The organism is Mycoplasma sp. Pen4 (genome assembly GCF_014352955.1).
In the GTDB taxonomy this organism is placed as follows: Bacteria; Bacillota_I; Bacilli_A; order Mycoplasmatales; family Metamycoplasmataceae; genus Mycoplasmopsis.
In genome coordinates this window covers 275,781-294,204 of sequence record NZ_CP060691.1, presented here as the reverse complement: position 1 = coordinate 294,204, position 18,424 = coordinate 275,781, and the positions used below count along the sequence as shown (strand labels likewise).

General features: G+C 28.5%; 15 protein-coding genes. 3 read left to right on the top strand and 12 right to left on the bottom strand.

The genetic code is table 4. The features are described from left to right. Window positions 1-109 precede the first annotated feature (109 nt). From H9M94_RS01060 to H9M94_RS01005, 12 genes are all read right to left on the bottom strand, one after another. On the bottom strand, window positions 110-1,012 hold the full coding sequence (locus tag H9M94_RS01060; protein ID WP_187469658.1) for a hypothetical protein: 903 nt from the start codon (window positions 1,010-1,012) through the stop codon (window positions 110-112). A gap of 40 nt (window positions 1,013-1,052) precedes the next feature. Continuing rightward, a complete protein-coding gene (locus H9M94_RS01055; RefSeq protein WP_187469751.1) occupies window positions 1,053-1,958 on the bottom strand; it encodes a relaxase MobL in 906 nt (301 codons plus the stop codon). A gap of 8 nt (window positions 1,959-1,966) precedes the next feature. Next, on the bottom strand, window positions 1,967-2,305 hold the full coding sequence (locus H9M94_RS01050) for a hypothetical protein (RefSeq protein ID WP_187469659.1): 339 nt from the start codon (window positions 2,303-2,305) through the stop codon (window positions 1,967-1,969). Between the two features lie 109 nt (window positions 2,306-2,414). Further along, on the bottom strand, window positions 2,415-3,317 hold the full coding sequence (locus tag H9M94_RS01045; protein WP_187469658.1) for a hypothetical protein: 903 nt from the start codon (window positions 3,315-3,317) through the stop codon (window positions 2,415-2,417). Window positions 3,318-3,740: 423 nt separating this feature from the next. Further along, on the bottom strand, window positions 3,741-3,953 hold the full coding sequence (locus H9M94_RS01040; RefSeq protein ID WP_187469750.1) for a TM2 domain-containing protein: 213 nt from the start codon (window positions 3,951-3,953) through the stop codon (window positions 3,741-3,743). Between the two features lie 221 nt (window positions 3,954-4,174). Next, a complete protein-coding gene (gene fmt / locus H9M94_RS01035) occupies window positions 4,175-5,008 on the bottom strand; it encodes a methionyl-tRNA formyltransferase (RefSeq protein WP_187469749.1) in 834 nt (277 codons plus the stop codon). Beyond that, entirely contained in the window at window positions 5,009-5,914 is a 906-nt protein-coding gene (locus tag H9M94_RS01030; protein ID WP_187469748.1) for a hypothetical protein, read from the bottom strand. 20 nt (window positions 5,915-5,934) lie between these two features. Next, window positions 5,935-6,912, bottom strand: a complete 978-nt coding sequence (locus H9M94_RS01025) for a hypothetical protein (RefSeq protein ID WP_187469747.1) — start codon at window positions 6,910-6,912, stop codon at window positions 5,935-5,937. Between the two features lie 53 nt (window positions 6,913-6,965). After that, window positions 6,966-7,529: a dephospho-CoA kinase gene (locus H9M94_RS01020; protein ID WP_187469746.1), complete on the bottom strand. Its 564-nt coding sequence runs from the start codon at window positions 7,527-7,529 to the stop codon at window positions 6,966-6,968. Next, window positions 7,517-8,416, bottom strand: a complete 900-nt coding sequence (locus H9M94_RS01015; protein ID WP_187469745.1) for a 5'-3' exonuclease — start codon at window positions 8,414-8,416, stop codon at window positions 7,517-7,519. The genes H9M94_RS01020 and H9M94_RS01015 overlap by 13 nt, the downstream gene beginning before the upstream one ends. Further along, window positions 8,406-11,333 (bottom strand): DNA polymerase III subunit alpha, encoded by a 2,928-nt coding sequence (gene dnaE / locus H9M94_RS01010; RefSeq protein ID WP_187469744.1) that lies wholly within the window; start codon window positions 11,331-11,333, stop codon window positions 8,406-8,408. Before dnaE ends, H9M94_RS01015 begins: the two co-directional genes overlap by 11 nt. 282 nt (window positions 11,334-11,615) lie before the next feature. Then, complete coding sequence (locus tag H9M94_RS01005) at window positions 11,616-12,185, bottom strand: hypothetical protein (protein ID WP_187469743.1); 570 nt, start codon at window positions 12,183-12,185, stop codon at window positions 11,616-11,618. A 450-nt stretch (window positions 12,186-12,635) separates the two neighbouring features. Between H9M94_RS01005 and H9M94_RS01000 the strand changes: the two genes are divergently transcribed. The 3 genes from H9M94_RS01000 to H9M94_RS00990 all read left to right on the top strand — a co-directional run bounded on the left by H9M94_RS01000 (window position 12,636) and on the right by H9M94_RS00990 (window position 18,312). Continuing rightward, window positions 12,636-15,203: a leucine-rich repeat domain-containing protein gene (locus H9M94_RS01000; RefSeq protein ID WP_187469742.1), complete on the top strand. Its 2,568-nt coding sequence runs from the start codon at window positions 12,636-12,638 to the stop codon at window positions 15,201-15,203. A 197-nt stretch (window positions 15,204-15,400) separates the two neighbouring features. After that, window positions 15,401-15,901, top strand: coding sequence for a variable surface lipoprotein (locus tag H9M94_RS00995; RefSeq protein WP_187469741.1), 501 nt, complete (start codon window positions 15,401-15,403; stop codon window positions 15,899-15,901). 11 nt (window positions 15,902-15,912) lie between these two features. Beyond that, complete coding sequence (locus H9M94_RS00990) at window positions 15,913-18,312, top strand: leucine-rich repeat domain-containing protein (protein WP_187469740.1); 2,400 nt, start codon at window positions 15,913-15,915, stop codon at window positions 18,310-18,312. Window positions 18,313-18,424: the final 112 nt, after the last annotated feature.

Sequence of the window (18,424 nt, the reverse complement as noted above, 5' to 3'; positions counted from 1 at the left end):
AGTCTAATTCCTTTCTTTTTTTAGTGGTTCCGCAACAAAACAAAGCATAATATGTGCAAAGCACGTATTATATAAATATATTTATATATTTATAATGGGTAATAATTTGCTAAGCAACACTATTTAAAAAAGTATTTACATCTATTGAACGCTTTCTAGTTCAACGAATAGAACTTGGTTCGTAGTTGTAGTGTTCCATTGATGGTTGATGAATGTATGTTTTGCAACTTTTATTTTTGGTTCATCAAATGCACTTACCATCTCTTGAGAAAAAGTGTTGATAGTGATTATTTTGTAATGAAAGTTTTTTTGAAGAACATTTAATGCAATTTAAATAACTAATATTCGATAATAAATTTCTTTGTGAAGTTGGTGTGCTTCTTGAAATAATTGCATTTTTATATTCTTGTAAGGTTAGGAAATTTTTTGTTATTCTTGCTCTCTTTAAAAATGATTTTTTGTTTATATTAAAAATATTTTTGTACTTATCTTTAAAAACAAATTTAGCGATGATTTTCAAGTGGTTATAAATTGTCTTTCTTGAGATTTCATCAGTGTATTTTTGTAGTTTTTTATTTGAGAGATTTAATGTGATTTTATTGTGAGATTTTTTAGCGCTTGAAATTATGAATTGATACAGTTTAACAGTAGTTAGATTTCCTTGCAAAAATAGCACTCAATCTGTTTTAGTTTTAAGTTCTAGTCAATCGTTAGTTTGTCCTTTAATTCTTGATGCTCTAACTACCTTGTATTCTCAGTAAAGATTTTTAACTCTTCTTGTTTTTCTAACAAAGTTCATCTTTTCGAGTTTCTTCATATTTTTTTGTGTACTGTCATACTTTAAACCGAACTCCATAAATGCTTGTAAAGTTATGGTGATACCTTTCTCTTTCATATGGAGCATTAAAGCAAACATAATAATCATTATTTTGCTTCTACCAATTCTTTTCATTAAATGTTTGCTAATTTTAAAATCAACAGTTGCTAACGCTTCTCACAATTTATCTTGCATTGCCTTCTCCTTTTTTAGAAGCAGCAAGTATAAAAAAATGTTAGTGTGTATCGCTACACACCAACATTTCTCGGTTCCATAAAAATCAATCATAACTTGTTTTATGTTCTCCTTGTTCTTTGTAATACTCGTGTTTAATTTGTCTAATTTTGCTAAGAACATTAAAGTCGCTTGAGAAATCATTTAATCTATTTTTTAAATCAGCTTTAATCATTTTTTTATCATTTCAAATCGTTGATTTAATATTTTGAAGTTTCGCTAACTCGGTGGGGTTAGTAACTTCAGCTTTAAACATTTGTGCAAAATGACTAATGCTTTCTTTTTTAAATGCCCCTTTTGGACGATATGTGCCATTTCTAAATGATGGTTTGTTTTCATAAAAACACAAATGTAGATGCGGTTTACCGGTATTAGCGTGTAAAGTGTAAAAACCATCAATGTCTTTTGGTTTAAGTCCATTGTTTTTTAACAAACCACTTAATGTTCTCGACAAAACATCATTTCATTGGTTTTTATCTACAAAGAAATATTTCTCGCCATCAACATCTCCAAGGTTGATTATCATTTCTCAGATATTTTGTTCTTTGCTCAATTTTTTAACGTGATTATTTAATTCTTTAATTTCTTTTTCATTTAAATCATCAGCACGATCGCTAAACAGTTTATAAACACCACTTTTATCACTCTTGCTTGCTGCTTTTGTTTTTGATTTATATCATTCATCAAAAGTTAAATTTGATGTTAGGTAATTTCTTTTCAATTCTTCTGTTGATGAATTGTTATCTTGAATATAAACAGCTTCTTCACGAGAAATGTAATTTAGGTAATTACCAGATGTATAAAATTCAAAGTCGTGAACACCTTTTTGTCCTACTTTTTGTTTTTTATCAACACCAAATTTAGTGAATTCAAATTGAACAAAAACAGCGTCATTAGAATTACTCATTTTAATGTCTAATTATCTTTTCAAGATAAGGTGTATTCTTTAGTCTTAACCATATTAACTTTAATAACACTATTCAAAATGGTGTTATTGTCTAGTTTGTAAAAAAGTTTTAATAGTTTTGATAAATCTTTTTGATTTTTGAATTTTAAGTGCAATGATTTGTTATTGTTTCCAAATCTATTTTCCAAAAGTTCTATGTTGTTTTCGATGCATAAATGTTGAAAACCAGATATTTTGCATTCTATATCATCGCAAGGAGGTAAAACCTTATCAAAAGCATTGAAATTAAATTTTTCGAAATTTATTCAACAAAAAACATCATCTTTTCTATTTGAAATGTCAAACATAGTCTAATTCCTTTCTTTTTTTAGTGGTTCCGCAACAAAACAAAGCATAATATGTGCAAAGCACGTATTATATAAATATATTTATATATTTATAATGGGTAATAATTTGCTAAGCAACACTATTTAAAAAAGTATTTACATCTATTGAACGCTTTCTAGTTCAACGAATAGAACTTGGTTCGTAGTTGTAGTGTTCCATTGATGGTTGATGAATGTATGTTTTGCAACTTTTATTTTTGGTTCATCAAATGCACTTACCATCTCTTGAGAAAAAGTGTTGATAGTGATTATTTTGTAATGAAAGTTTTTTTGAAGAACATTTAATGCAATTTAAATAACTAATATTCGATAATAAATTTCTTTGTGAAGTTGGTGTGCTTCTTGAAATAATTGCATTTTTATATTCTTGTAAGGTTAGGAAATTTTTTGTTATTCTTGCTCTCTTTAAAAATGATTTTTTGTTTATATTAAAAATATTTTTGTACTTATCTTTAAAAACAAATTTAGCGATGATTTTCAAGTGGTTATAAATTGTCTTTCTTGAGATTTCATCAGTGTATTTTTGTAGTTTTTTATTTGAGAGATTTAATGTGATTTTATTGTGAGATTTTTTAGCGCTTGAAATTATGAATTGATACAGTTTAACAGTAGTTAGATTTCCTTGCAAAAATAGCACTCAATCTGTTTTAGTTTTAAGTTCTAGTCAATCGTTAGTTTGTCCTTTAATTCTTGATGCTCTAACTACCTTGTATTCTCAGTAAAGATTTTTAACTCTTCTTGTTTTTCTAACAAAGTTCATCTTTTCGAGTTTCTTCATATTTTTTTGTGTACTGTCATACTTTAAACCGAACTCCATAAATGCTTGTAAAGTTATGGTGATACCTTTCTCTTTCATATGGAGCATTAAAGCAAACATAATAATCATTATTTTGCTTCTACCAATTCTTTTCATTAAATGTTTGCTAATTTTAAAATCAACAGTTGCTAACGCTTCTCACAATTTATCTTGCATTGCCTTCTCCTTTTTTAGAAGCAGCAAGTATAAAAAAATGTTAGTGTGTATCGCTACACACCAACATTTCTCGGTTCCAAAATATTTTAAACAAAGCATCTTAACCCCCCTCATTATAAAAAAATGTGTCTTTAGCACATTCTAAAATGTAAAACAGCAACTTGCTTATTGCATTTTAAGACACTCGATTAAGAGTGTTTTTTTATAATTACCTAAGTTTAAGTGACTACATATTATTAATATCAATCACAAGACACACTTTATTAGTTTCAATTAATAAATCCAAGTTAAGAGTATGAATTATAAAATTTAAAAACAACTATTAAGTTTACTGCATAAAGCAAACACTAAAAATACTATTTTATGAATCAAAAACACCCATCAAGGGTGCTTTCAATGTGATATTACACTATTTTGTAAATATTATCATTTAGAAATTACTGCGCCACTGCCATCTTTCATTTTTCCGGCAACAGCTAAAATAAAGTCTACAAGTGCTCAAATTCCTCATCCACCAAATGTTAAGAATTTTATAATACCTAACATTACGTTACCTGCGTAAAATCTATCAACACCTAATGCTCCAAAAAAGAAAGATAAAAGTGTTAACACTGTTCTACTTTTTGATGATTCCATGTTTCTCCTTAAAATTTAATTATTTAGATAATTTATTATATATATATATATATATATATATATATTAGTCAAATAATTTCTACTTTTTTATGGAATAGTGTGCAATAATGTGGAAAACCAGGCATGCTCAAACTTCAATGTTATTAAAAACAATAAGCAAGGTATAAAAATGCAAAGCATTAATTTTGTTTTGCTGTTATGAATGCATAACAATACATTTTTTATAATTTTACTCTTTTTTTAGTTTCAAACTGATAGTCAATTGCATATAAATCCCCATCAGAAAAACTTAATTTAATACCATTTTTAACAACGTTTTTTGTTGCATAATATACTTTTAAACGTTTGTCATTAACAAATGTATAAGCGCCAGGATTAGAGCTAAATGCTCTAATTTTATTAAATGCTTCTTCACGTGTTGAATTAGGGTCTAAAAAAGCATTTTCTTTGAGTAATTTAGGTGATAAAACAACTTGTTCTTCATCTTGAATAATATTGTCAATGTTGTTAGTTTCAACATCATGTAATCATGATGTAATTTTACTTGCAGCAAGCGCTGAAAGTTTAGCAAATAATGTATCTGAAGTATCGGTTTCTTCAATATCAATTGCTGCGGTTTTTAAAATATTACCTGCATCCATTTTATCAATCATATAGATAAGTGATAAACCTGTTTGTTTATCACCATTTAATAATGAATATTGAATTGGTGCTGCACCACGATATTTTGGTAATAATGATCCATGAATATTAATTGCTGCTTTTTTAGGTAATGCAAGAATTTTATTTGGAATGAATTGACCAAAAGCACAAGTAAGAAAGATACCAAAATCAAGTTTTGCTAATTCATCATATACTTCTGAAATTTTATTAGGTTGGAATAAAGGTATATTGTATTCTTTTGCTAATAAACTAACTGGTGTTGGTATTACTTTATATCCACGATTTGCTGGACGATCTGGTTGTGAGATAATTGCAACAACTTCGAAGTTTTCAATTACTTCACGAAATGCTGGAACAGCAAATTCTGGAGTACCTGCTAAAACTATTTTCATTTATTCTCCTATAAAGACTTCGACTTTAGTAAGCGAAATAATAAGTTTTATTATTTTATCAATTAATGGTTTTGTTAATTGTGAACCATTTTGAGACTTACGCTCATTAATTAAATTATTTTTTAAGATATTCAATGGGTAGTAACTTCCAAAATAAGTTATTTTTTTAAGTCGAATTCTATTTTCTAATATTTTAATCATGAATGTTTCAAGGAATCATTGTGTATATTTATTTAATCCGATTTCATCTAAGATTAAGATATCAACATTTGAAAGTGTATCAATTAAATACTTTCTTGATTCAAAAGAAGTTTCACTATTTTCGATTGTTTTTTTAGCTTCATTGTTTAAATCATTGATATTAATGTATGCAACTTTATTATCTGTTAGTGCAAGTGTATTTGCAAAACGATATAAGTATTCACTACGTTCGCTATTTGCCGGTCCATAGAAAAATACACCATATAAATCACTTAAAGGTAGTTTTTTATCAACTACATTTAATACTTCTTGACGCATGCTGTTGAGCTCATAATATTTGTTTTCATCAATAAAGTAGTCTCTCAATGTTTCATCATGAATTGGACTTGATACATCTTGAAGCAACATATTATTCATTAAACGAAGTTGATTTGCTTTTTGATTATCTGCTAATTTGCTTCAAAAGACTAATTTACCTTCTTCATTACGTTTTGCATGCAAGTGATAAGGGAATTCATCTGGTTTTTCACGGTGAATTTTGTAGTCAATTAAGTTATTAAAAGAATCTCAAATTTCTTCATCTGAGATTTTTAAACTTTTAATTAATGGTTTAATAATTTTTTCTTCTTTAATTGAGTTAATAAGACTATCACGAGAAAAATTATTTGTTGCTAAAAGATTTAATGAATTAAATTTTTTGTTCATAATTTCTCCTTAATTAGTTATTAACCATTTAACATCATTTTGAGTAATTCTTTTTTCTGGAAAATATTTGTTTCTTTTTCATTTTTGATTTTACCATCAAAATATTTTTCAACTTCATCAAAAGTCAAGATGTTTAATTGAGTAATTTCATTAATCATGCTGTTTGTTGCTTTAAATGCGGCTGATAATGTAGTTGTTTTATTTAAAGCGATATAGAATAAGTAATTTGTAATTTGTGAATTATCAAGATTTGCTTGTCATGCTAATAAAATTGATCTTTCATCCATTGTTGGCTCTTTACCTACCATTTGTTTAAAGAAATCAAATGTGTTAAGTTTTAAAATTGCTTCATATTCATTTGAATATTTAGTGTGTCCAATTTCTAACTTGATAGCAACATTTTGTGCTTGATTAATTTTTGGTGCATTATTATTTGCAATTTGTCTTGATTTACCTAATTCAATAATACGTTCAATTATTTTTGGTGAGTTGTCAGGTGCGAAAGCACTATCTGATACTGAAAACATATCAAAGAAGTCAGTTGTAACATCTTCAACAAGGTGTGTTTCTTTGTAAATTGATTGACGAAGTTTTGCATCAACAAGGTTTTTATAATTTTCTGCTCCAATTCTACTTCTTAATAAATCAGAGATAAATTTATTATTTTTAATTCCAGAAGCATTTAAAGGTTTTTGAATACTAAAGACCATAATGTTTCTATTATTATCAGCAAAAGTATTAATTAAACCTACAGCTTCAAGTTGTTTTCTTGACTTATCAAGTTGTTCTTTTGTAGTGTTTAAAAAACTTGTAAGAGCAAAAAAATCATAGCTTGATTGCTTGAAAGTAAAACCTCTAACTGAATCAATTAAATAATGATATAAAAACACGGGATCAGCACCTAAAAATGGACCATAAAATTCTCTAAAATTACTTAAATCATCACTTGTAATGTCAACAGTTTTTTCAACTGCAAAATACATAAATTTCATGTCCATATTTAACTCCTTATAAAGCATCTTTGGCTTTGTCTCATATGTATTTTATATGGTTATAAATGACGTTCAATTAAATACTTAATTTTTTGTAAATTATCCCTTTTATTCAATGAGATATTCACAACCTTTTTTTGATTGTAAAATTCTTTTTCACCTCAATTATAGGAGTTTTTGTCATCAAAAATTTTTATTAACAACTTATTCACACCCCTATTTTTCAAGAATTTTCCCCTTTGTTTGTCATCAATTTGCATGTAAAAAATTACAGAAAAATATTTGGAAAAATCGAAAAATTTATTATGTAAAATAGGTATTTCGACAAGGTCATATTCATGAGTTTGAAAATGCTTATCTAAATAAGAAAATGCGATTTTTTCTAGTTTTTCTAGGTTTTTTGCATCTTTTAAAATTCACTCTTTAATTTTTGGTTTTGAAACTTGATTATTTTCAATTAAAAACTCACCAATTTCTTGTTTAATTTCGGAAATAATTTCATAATTATTTGCATATAAATCTGCAATAAATTCATCACAGATAAAGGTAGAAAAACCAAGCTTTGCAGCTTGTTTAATGAATGTGGTTTTTCCTGATGCTAATTTGCCGACTATAGCGATCATAAGTCTTCTAAGTATGAAATTACTGTTCTTAATTCTAATTCTTCTAAGATATGGTATGCATTTGCTAAATCTAGATTTAATAAATATGAACCAGAATTATTATTGAAATCTGTCACATTTGGATTTAGTGTTGCCATTTTAAGACAAAACATTGCATCATCTTTACCTTCGGTGAGTTTTTTAATGACACTTTTTGTAAAGTGTTGCTCTCATGTTGCTTGATTATTATATAAATTAGTAACATTGTAATATTCATTAAGAATATTAATAGCTGTTTTTTGCCCGATACCACGAACTCCTGGTAAGTTATCGCTTGAATCCCCGCTAAGTGCCTTGAAATCTGGAACTTGTAATGGTGTAAAACCATATTTGTCATAAAAGTTTCCATCATTTAAAAGTGTGTAACTACCACGTTCACTAACAATGATTGAAACATATTTATTAATTAACTGATGTAAATCTTTATCACGTGAAAAAACAAATTTGTATTCATCTGGTGAGACAAATTTACAATATGCAGCAACAAGATCATCTGCTTCAAAACCTGGTGTTTCTTGGTGTGGTACGTTTAATTTAGTTAAAATTTCTTTAATTAATCCAAATTGTTGAAAAAGTTCTGCTGGAGCTTTTTTTCTACCGTCTTTGTAACTATCATATAAATCATGTCTAAATGATTTTTCTTTTGAATCAAATGCAACAAAGATATGTGTTGGGTTAAAGAATTTAATTAATTTAATCATTTGTAATAAGAATAAATTAATTGCATTTGTAGTAACACCATTTTTATTTTTCATGATGTATTGACCTTGTTGCACCATTGATGCATAAAATGATTGAAACATTAAGTAGTTTCCATCAATCACTAAGTGTTTATTATTATTTTTCATTATTTACTTCCTGTCAGTCTAAGAATGTATAGTAACCAGATTTATTAACTTTTAATAAAGCACGAATAATTCTTGGCGTTGTTGCATTTAAAATTTGTGCTGCTCGTTCAGAGAAACCGTATGACATAACTGATGTGCTACGATCTGAAATCGCTATTCTTGGTCTTCCTTTTGGATCTTTTGAAACCTTAGACATATATACTTCAACTCAAGTCGGTTTATCACCAACTGATGCAAGATTAATTAAATTATCCATATCATCTAAAGCAGAGAAACAATTATAGATATCACCAAGTAATTCTGATTCATATTGCAATTCTTTTTGTAAGTCACGCTCTCTTTTTGGGATTGTGTCAACAAATTGTGAGATTTGTTCTCTGAGCTTATCGAACTCTTCTTTGATATCTTCCTCAGATAATTTTTTAATTGATTTTTTAAAGAAGTCAATATATTGTTTTGATTCTTTAGTTCATAAAAGTAATGTCTCAACATTTCCAAAACTTCTAAATGTGTTTGATTTAATTAGAAATTCAAGTACTGAATCAGAGATATTGGCATTAATTTTTAAACGAATAAATGCATCAATAAATGATTTAAACTCACCATTTGTTATTCTTTCTTCAACAATTCTTTGTGCCGCTACTGCTCCAACTCCTTTTACCATTATGATTGGTAAATAAAGTGTGTTGTCGTGTTTTGTGACAACATCTGTTGAGATATTGATATCTGGAGATTTAACTTTAATTCCCTGAGCCAAGGCATCTGAGACATATTTTTTAATTGTGGTTTGATCCGATGAATAATTAGAAATTAAGATTTTATAGAATAAAAATGGATAATGTGCTTTATAATAGGCTAATTTGTAAGAGATTACTGCATAAGCCACAGCATGCGATTTATTAAAACCATATGCTGCAAATCTTTCAATGTTAGCATAAATATCATCTAATACTTCACTTGGTACACCATTTGCAATTCCACCATCAAAAAATGCTTTTTTGTAACTGATTAATTTTGATTCATCTTTTTTAGAAATTGCTCTACGTAATAAATCCGCTTGAGCGAAAGTCATGTTTGCAACTCTTTGCGCAATTTGCATAATTTGTTCTTGGTAGACAATAATACCAAATGTGTTTTCAACAATTTCATCATATAAGGGATGAAGTTTTTTAATTAAGGATGGATTCTTCTTATTAGCTGCATATGTTTTAATATACTGCATTGGTCCGGGTCTAAAGAGAGAAATGATAGCGTATAAATCATCAAATGAGTCAATACCAACTTCTCTAATAGCATTTTGCATTCCTGGTGATTCTAATTGAAAAATACCATTTGTAAGTAATTTGTTAAGCAATTTTGACGTTAAAGTATCAAAGAATTTAGCATAACTTTTACCAATGATATAGTCAAAATTTTTGTTCATTGGCAATTCTTCTTCGATTTCTTGAATAATTGTTAGGTTTTTTAAACCAAGAAAATCTATTTTGATTAATCCGAATCTCTCTAAGTAGTTTAAAGTGAATTGAACTTGTGGCAAGGTGTTTTGGTTGAAAGTAACCGGCACAACATCTCTAAGTGGTCGATCACAAATAATAATACCAGCAGCATGAATTCCAATTTGACGCGGTAAACCTTCAATTGATGAAGCGAAATAGTGCAATTCAGGATATTCATCTGCAAATTTACGGTATGCTGTGTTGTTAAAATATGCTTCTTCAAGTGATGTATCATCATTTTTTAATGAGTTACATACTTTATTAATTACAGCTAAAGGAATATTGAGGTATCTACCAATATCACGTAGACTGTTTTTAAGCGCAAGTGTTTGAAACACTGAGATTAAAGCAACCTTGTCTTCACCATATTTGTCTTTGATATAGTGTAATACTTCATCACGTTTATTATCTTGAATATCAATATCGATATCAGGAAGTGAAACTCTATCAACGTTTAAGAATCTTTCAAATAACAAGTCAAAGTCCAACGGACATACATCTGTGATTCCGATTAAGTAAGAAATTAATGATCCAGAAGCACTACCACGACCTGGTCCAACTGAAATATTATTTTGCTTACAGTAATTAATAACACCTTGAATTATGATGAAATAGTCTAAAAATCCTAATTTATCAATAACTCTAAATTCATAAGCAACTCTTTCACGAACATTTTTTTCACCAAAATCTTCAAATAATTGCAATGCTTTTTCTTTGTTGATTAAGCTGAGTAATTTCGTTCCTGGGTCATCTGAAGTTTTAGCAAGTTTAATTGATGCATCTGGTGCTTGCACATTGCAATTTTCAGCAATATAAAGCATGTTTTGATAAACATTTTCATCAATACCAACAAAGTCTTCATCTGCAAGATACGCAGTATAGTAATGATATTCTGCACCACCATTACCCGCAATGCTTTGTAGCACTGGAATGATTTTGTTTTGATCTTCAGTTAAAACTTTTTTAACAGGCGCATAAACTGTTTGGTATTCTAATGGCGTTTTTGAATTAAGATAAAAATTATTTGGATAACTATCAACTTGGATGTTTTTTGCTTTTAAACCTTCGTGTAAGTGATCAATGATAAAACAATCTAATGTTGAAAGTTCATTAAAGTTAATCATTTCACCCTTACTACGTCTATAAACTAGTTCATTTAATTGTTTATATCCTTCATAACTTTTAGCTAAAACAGAAACAATAAAACCTTCTGCAAGATTTAAATCAATTCCAATTAAAGGTTTGATATTTGTTGTTTTTTGCATTTCAAAATAATATTGCAATGCATATAAGTTTTCAAAGTCAGTTAAAGGTAGGAATTCTAGATTATTTTCTTTAGCTAATTTGATTAATTGTTCAACTCTAATTGTTGAATTTAAGAATGAATATTCTGTATTTGTATGTAAATAGATTTTCTTCATACCTAAATTATAAGGGACTTAAATTGAAATATTAATATTTAATTAAATATTAATAGTAATTAGGGTATAAAAAAGCATGATCTCAATAGATGTTTACCTATTTTGATCATGCTTCTATAGTAAGTTTTAAATTCAAAAGTAATTTTGATTAATAATTTTAAGAAAGATTTCCAATTTAGTTATTTTGTGATGATTGTGAATGCAATTCATTGTATGTATCAATAAACATATTGATGTTTAAAGGTTGTTTGTTTACGGTTGTTTCATGATAATTTTGAACCATTAACAAGTATTTGAAATAATTATTACTCAGTATAATCAAAGGCTTTTTAGGAACTGTAAAACTTGTTTTAATTCATATAAAAACTTTAGGAAAATTGTATTTTTACCATGTAAACTAACAAATGATAAAAACACTATTCTTCATGGGTGAGTGAAACGATATCTTTTCTTAAAAATCTCAATTTGTTCATATTTATCTCTAAGACTAAAATCTAATCTATTTTCAATAAGATTTTCATCATTTAGTTTTTTATTTTCTGCTCTTCATACTTTTAACACGATCAATGGATATGTAACTGTGTGAAGAATGATGAAAGCTCCCAAAATTTCAGAAATTCCATAAGCAAAAAATATCATAGATAGATTACTTGATGTTCATGGGGCTATATTAAAAATATCTAAAGCTCAACTGATTGATAAAGAAATAAATATAGAACTATAATTTAAAATCGAAAAATGTTTATTTAATTTACCTATTCTTTTTAGGTAAAAGTCTATTAGTTCTTCTCTTACCTTGATCTTACTAGAAGTGTAATAACTCGCAATGTTGGTTAAGATTCATTTCAACATTTTTAATTCAAGACTAAAGCAGTAAAACAAAATACAAATATTGTTGACATATGATTAACCTAAAATATCTTTCTTTGAATTAATCGTTTTGATATCAAGGGTTTTCAAAGAATGTCTTTATTACTTAAAATAACAATGTTGTTTGCAGTTTTACTCATATTGCCTCTTTCTAAAGGATTTATTTAGCTTTGTGTTAAGTGCGAAAAAATATTTACATTATATATAAAATGTGAAAAATTCTTATTTATTAAAAAAGTGTCAAAAAGATTATTTATTTTTACTACTATATAAACTTTTTTGTGATTTTAGTCTACTTAAAAAAGTTTTGTTGTTTTAATTGTTTTTCCATATTTTCCACAAATAAGCGGAAATGCTTGACTTATATATATATATATATATATATATAATGGAGTTATGAATAACTTAAATTAAAATGAAAGGAAAAACGTAATGAAATTAAAACAATTTCTATTGTTATCAACGGTTACGCCAGTTACAGCCATTGCACCAATCTTAGCGATTAGCTGTGGTAATATCAAAAAAATAAGTAAAGAAGAATTTAAAGATGAAATAAGAAATTTAAACATCAATGAAAAAACTAAGTCAAAAATCTTAAATAATGATGAAATATTATCATTATTATTCGATCAAAAACTACATCCTGAAAAATATATAGTGATGAACGAAGAAAAAACAGAAATGCTTGGTTTTGCTGATGCAAACAATCTTGAATGATTATATATTCCAGAAGGAATAGTGAATATCAATCGTGATTTACATATTCCATATTTGAAAGAAATTAAAAATATACTTATTCCAAGTATTGAAGTATTAGCAGTGCAAGATACTTTTTTTAAAAATTTAGGAGTTGAAAATATTTATGCTCCTAAAGTAAAAGAAATAGGTCCGAATGCATTCAAAAGAACAAAACTAACACACCTAGATTTTCCTGAGTTAGAGATAATTGGTTATCAAACATTCGGAAATTCAACCCTTGAATCAATTGATGCACCAAAACTTAAAGTAATTCTTTTTGAAGGGTTCAGGGGAACAAAACTCAAACACGTAAACTTCCCTGAATTAGAAAGAATAGATTTCGCATCTTTCAAGGATTCAACACTTGAATCAATCAACGCTCCAAAACTCAAAGAAATAGGCAGCAATGCATTCGCAAATACAAAACTAACAAATGCAGATTTTCCAGAGTTAGTGACAATATACCCAGAAACATTCAAGGATTCAACACTTGAATCAATCAATGCTCCAAAAGTAAAGGAAATTGAAGAAAATGCATTTAGAAACGCAAAACTCACACACGTAGATTTCCCTGAATTAGAAAAAATAGGTAATGAAGCATTCACGGATTCAATCCTCAAATCAATCAACGCTCCAAAAGTTAAAGAAATAGGTGATTTTTCATTTGCAAATACAAAACTAACAAATGTTGATTTTTCTGAACTAGAAAAAATTGGTAGTTGAGCATTCGCAAGTTCACCACTCAAAGCAATCAACGCTCCAAAAGCCAAATGAGTAAAATCTAATGCGTTTGATGACACATCATATCTTTATCAACTTGGAACTATTATTTTAGGTAATAGTTTATTAAAATACAACAACAATAAAATCATTGACGCTGTAGTTAATTTACCCGAAACAATTGAATACATTGCTGAATCGGCATTTAAAAATAATAAAATAATAAGAACAATAAATGCACCGGGGGTAAAATTTATAGATAATAATGCATTCGAATACTCATCGCTAGAAACAATCAATGCTCCAAAAGTTTATACGATATCTAACGAAGCATTCAAGGATTCAAAACTAGAATCAATCAATGCTCCAAAACTTAAAGAAATTGGTGATCTTGCATTATCGGGAACAAGATTAAAACATATAGATCTTCCAGAATTAGAAAAAATAGATTCAAAAATATTCATGAATTCAACACTCGAATCAATCAATGCCCCAAAACTTAAAGAAATTGATGATCTTGCATTCGCAAATACAAAACTAACAAATGTAGATTTTCCAGAGTTAGTGACAATATACCCAAAAGCATTCATGAATTCAACACTCGAATCAATCAATGCCCCAAAACTTAAAGAAATTGGTCGTCTTGCATTCTCGGGAACAAGATTAAAACATATAGATCTTCCAGGATTAGAAATTATTAAATCAGAAACATTCGAAAATTCAACGCTTGAAACAATCAACACTCCAAAAGTTGAAGAAATTGGTCTTGCTGCATTCGCAAATACAAAACTAACAAATGTAGATTTTCCAGAGTTAGTGGTAATATACCCAGAAGCATTCAAGGATTCAACACTTGAAACAATCAACGCTCCATGACTTAAAAAAATTGATAATCTTGCATTCGCAAATACAAAACTAACAAATGTAGATTTTCCAGAGTTAGTGACAATATACTCACAAGCATTCATGAATTCAACACTCGAATCAATCAATGCTCCAAAACTTAAAAAAATTGATCGTCTTGCATTCTTGGGAACAAGATTAAAACATATAGATCTTCCAGAATTAGAAATTATTAGATCAGAAGCATTCAGAAATTCAACACTCGAATCAATCAATGCTCCAAAAGTAAAAGAAATAGATTGAAATGCATTCGAAGGAACAAAATTCATCGAAAAACCTGGAATGGTTATTTTAGGCAACACATTATTAAAATATAACGATAGTGAAATGAATAACAGTGAGATATTTTTACCTGAAACAATTGAATATATTGCTCCATTGTCTTTCAAAGATAATAAAACAATAAGAACAATCAATGCTCCCGGATTAAAAGAAATAGGTTCAAGCGCATTTGAGGGAACAAACATCACACACGTAGATTTCCCTGAACTTGAAAAAATAGGTTATGAAGCCTTCTATGCTTCAACTCTTGAATCAATCAATGCTCCGAAAGTAAAATATATAGCATCAAAAGCTTTTAGTGGAACACCACATGAAGCAAAATTTAACGAACAATTTAAAGATGTAATAAGAGATTAATGATAATAATAATTAAATCATCGACATTCAAACCAGGAAACATTTTAACAATGTTTCTTTGTTGTTTTTGCGTCTAAAAGACTATAACTGCATATTAATTTCCATTGTTTTCATGTATCGATGGGATTTACTTGACTTATATATATATATATAATGGAGTTATGAATAATTTAAATTAAAATGAAAGGAAAAACATAATGAAATTAAAACAATTTTTATTGTTATCGACGGTTACATCAGTAACGGCTGTTGCACCGATTTTAGCAATTAGTTGTGGTAATGATAATAAAGAAAAACATCAGAAAGATGATGTTGACAAACCAAAAAAAGAAAAGGACGAAAACAACGATAATATTTCTGTAGATGTAGAAACAAAAGACAAATTAAATAACACAGATGAAAATAAAAAAGAAGAAAATGATAAAGAAAACGATTTAATTATTTTGGCAAAAAACGAATTTAAGAATGAAATAAAAAATTTAAATATTAATGAAGAAATTAAAACCAAAATTATAAATGATGATAACATTCTATCATTGTTATTCGATCAAAAACAACATCCTGAGAAATACATCAAGATGAATGATGATAAAACAGAGATGAATGATTTTGCTAATGGTGAAGATCTTGAATGATTATATATTCCGGAAGGAATAGTGAATATTGCTGATTTTAAGATTCCATCATTGAAAAAATAAAAAATATACTTATGCCAAGTATTATTGAAGTATTATATCGACACAGAACTTTTTTTAAAAATTTAGGAGTAGAAAGCGTTTATGCTCCAAAATTAAAAGAAATAGGTTCGAGTGCATTCAGCGAAACAAAACTAACACACGTAGATTTCCCTGAACTAGAAAAAATAGATGATTATGCTTTTTTTAATTCAACACTCGAATCAATCAATGCTCCGAAAGTAAAAGAAATAGCTCGGAGCGCATTCGGAAGAACAAAACTAACACACTTAGATTTTCCTGAACTAGAAAAAATTGGTAGCTGAGCATTCGCAAGTTCACCACTCGAAACAATCAATACTCCAAAAGTAAAAGAAATAGGTGATGGTTCATTCGGAAATACAAAAATCACACACGTAGATTTTTCTGAACTTAAAAAAATAGGTGGAACCGCTTTTATCGATTCAACACTCGAAACAATCAATGCTCCAAAAGTAAATGAAATAGGTCCGCGTGCATTCTGAAACGCTAAACTCACACGAGTGGACTTTCCTGAACTTGAAAAAATAGGTTATGAAGCCTTCTATGCTTCAACTCTTGAATCGATCAATGCTCCAAAAGTAGAAAAAGTTGACCTTGAAGCGTTTGCTGATACAAAATTCATTGAACAATCTAACATAACTTTAGGTAAATGCTTAGTAAAATATGATGATAATCAAATAGTTGATGGTGTAGTGACTTTACCAGACACGATTGAATGTATTGGGAAAGATTGTTTTAGTGATAATAAATCAATAAGAATAATTAATGCGCCTGGGGTAAAAGAAATAGCATACTCTGCTTTTGCCAATTCATCTCTTGAATCGATCAATGCTCCAAAAGTAGAAAAAGTTGACTTTAATGCGTTTGCTAATACAAAATTCATCGAACAACCTAACATAACTTTAGGTAAATGCTTAGTAAAATACGATGATAATCAAATAGTTGATGGTGTAGTGACTTTACCAGACACGATTGAATATATTGCGTCAGATTGTTTTTGAAATAATAAAACAATAAGAACAATCAATGCTCCTGGATTAAAAGAAATAACTCACTCTGCTTTTGCCCATTCATCTCTTGAGATAATCAACGCCCCAAAAGTAAAAGAAATAGGTTATGTTGCATTCAATAAAACAAAACTCATGCGCGTCGACTTTCCTGAACTTGAAAAAATAGGTGGTAGCGCATTCCAAGATACAACTCTTAAATCAATTAATGCTCCAAAAGTAAAGGAAATAGGCTCATATGCATTCATGGGCACAAAACTAACAAACGTAGATTTTCCTGAAGTTGAAAAAATAGAAATGCACGCATTTGGATATTCGACTCTAGAAATGATTAATGCTCCAAAACTTAAACAAATGGGTATGGGAGTGTTTGCTGGAACAAAACTCACACACGTAGACTTCCCAGAATTGGAAAATATTTATTACACACAGGGTGGTGAAACAGGGACTTTTGAAAATACCCCATTAGAAACAATAAATGCTCCAAAACTCAAAAGAATAGGAAGTTTTTATAGTTTTGGTGCTGTGTTCAAAGGAACAAAACTCACACACGTAGATTTCCCTGAACTAGAAGAAATAAGTAGCGCTGCTTTTGCTAATTCAACACTCGAATCAATCAATGCACCAAAAGTAAAAAGAATAGCTCATAACGCATTCAAAGGAACAAAATTCATCGATAAACCAGGAATGATTATTTTAAACGACACATTATTAAAATATAACGATAATGAAATGAATAACGGTGAGATAGTTTTACCTGAAACAGTTGAATACATTGTTTCTGCTGCTTTTGAAAATAGTAAATCAATAAAAACAATCAACGCTCCTGGATTAAAAGGGATAGACACGGCCGCATTTGCTAATTCTACTCTTGAAACAATAAATGCTCCAAAACTTAAATGAATAGGGTCATATGCATTCGAAGGAGCAAAACTAACACAAGTAAATTTTCCTAAATTAGAGGAAATAGGTGATAATGCATTTAAAGGAACAAAATTTATCGAAAAACCAGGAATGATTATTTTAAACGACACATTATTAAAATATAACGATGATGAAATGAATAACGGTGAGATAGTTTTACCTGAAACAGTTGAATATATTGCTCCATCGTGTTTCAAAGATAATAAAATAATAAGAACAATCAATGCTCCCGGATTAAAAGAAATAGGTTCAAGCGCATTTGAGGGAACAAACATCACACACGTAGATTTCCCTGAACTTAAAAAAATAGGTGAAACTGCTTTTGCTGGTTCAACACTTGAAACAATCAATGCTCCGAAAGTAAAACATATAGCACAGAATGCTTTTAGTGGAACACCAAATGAAGCGAAATTTAACGAACAATTTAAAGATGTAATAAAAGATAAAGATAATAATAATTAAGACAATAACATTCAAGCCAAGAAACATTACTAAAATGTTTCTTGGCTTGCTTTTGTACCTAAAAGACTATCACGACATACTGATTTCCATTACTTTCATGTATCGGTGGCGT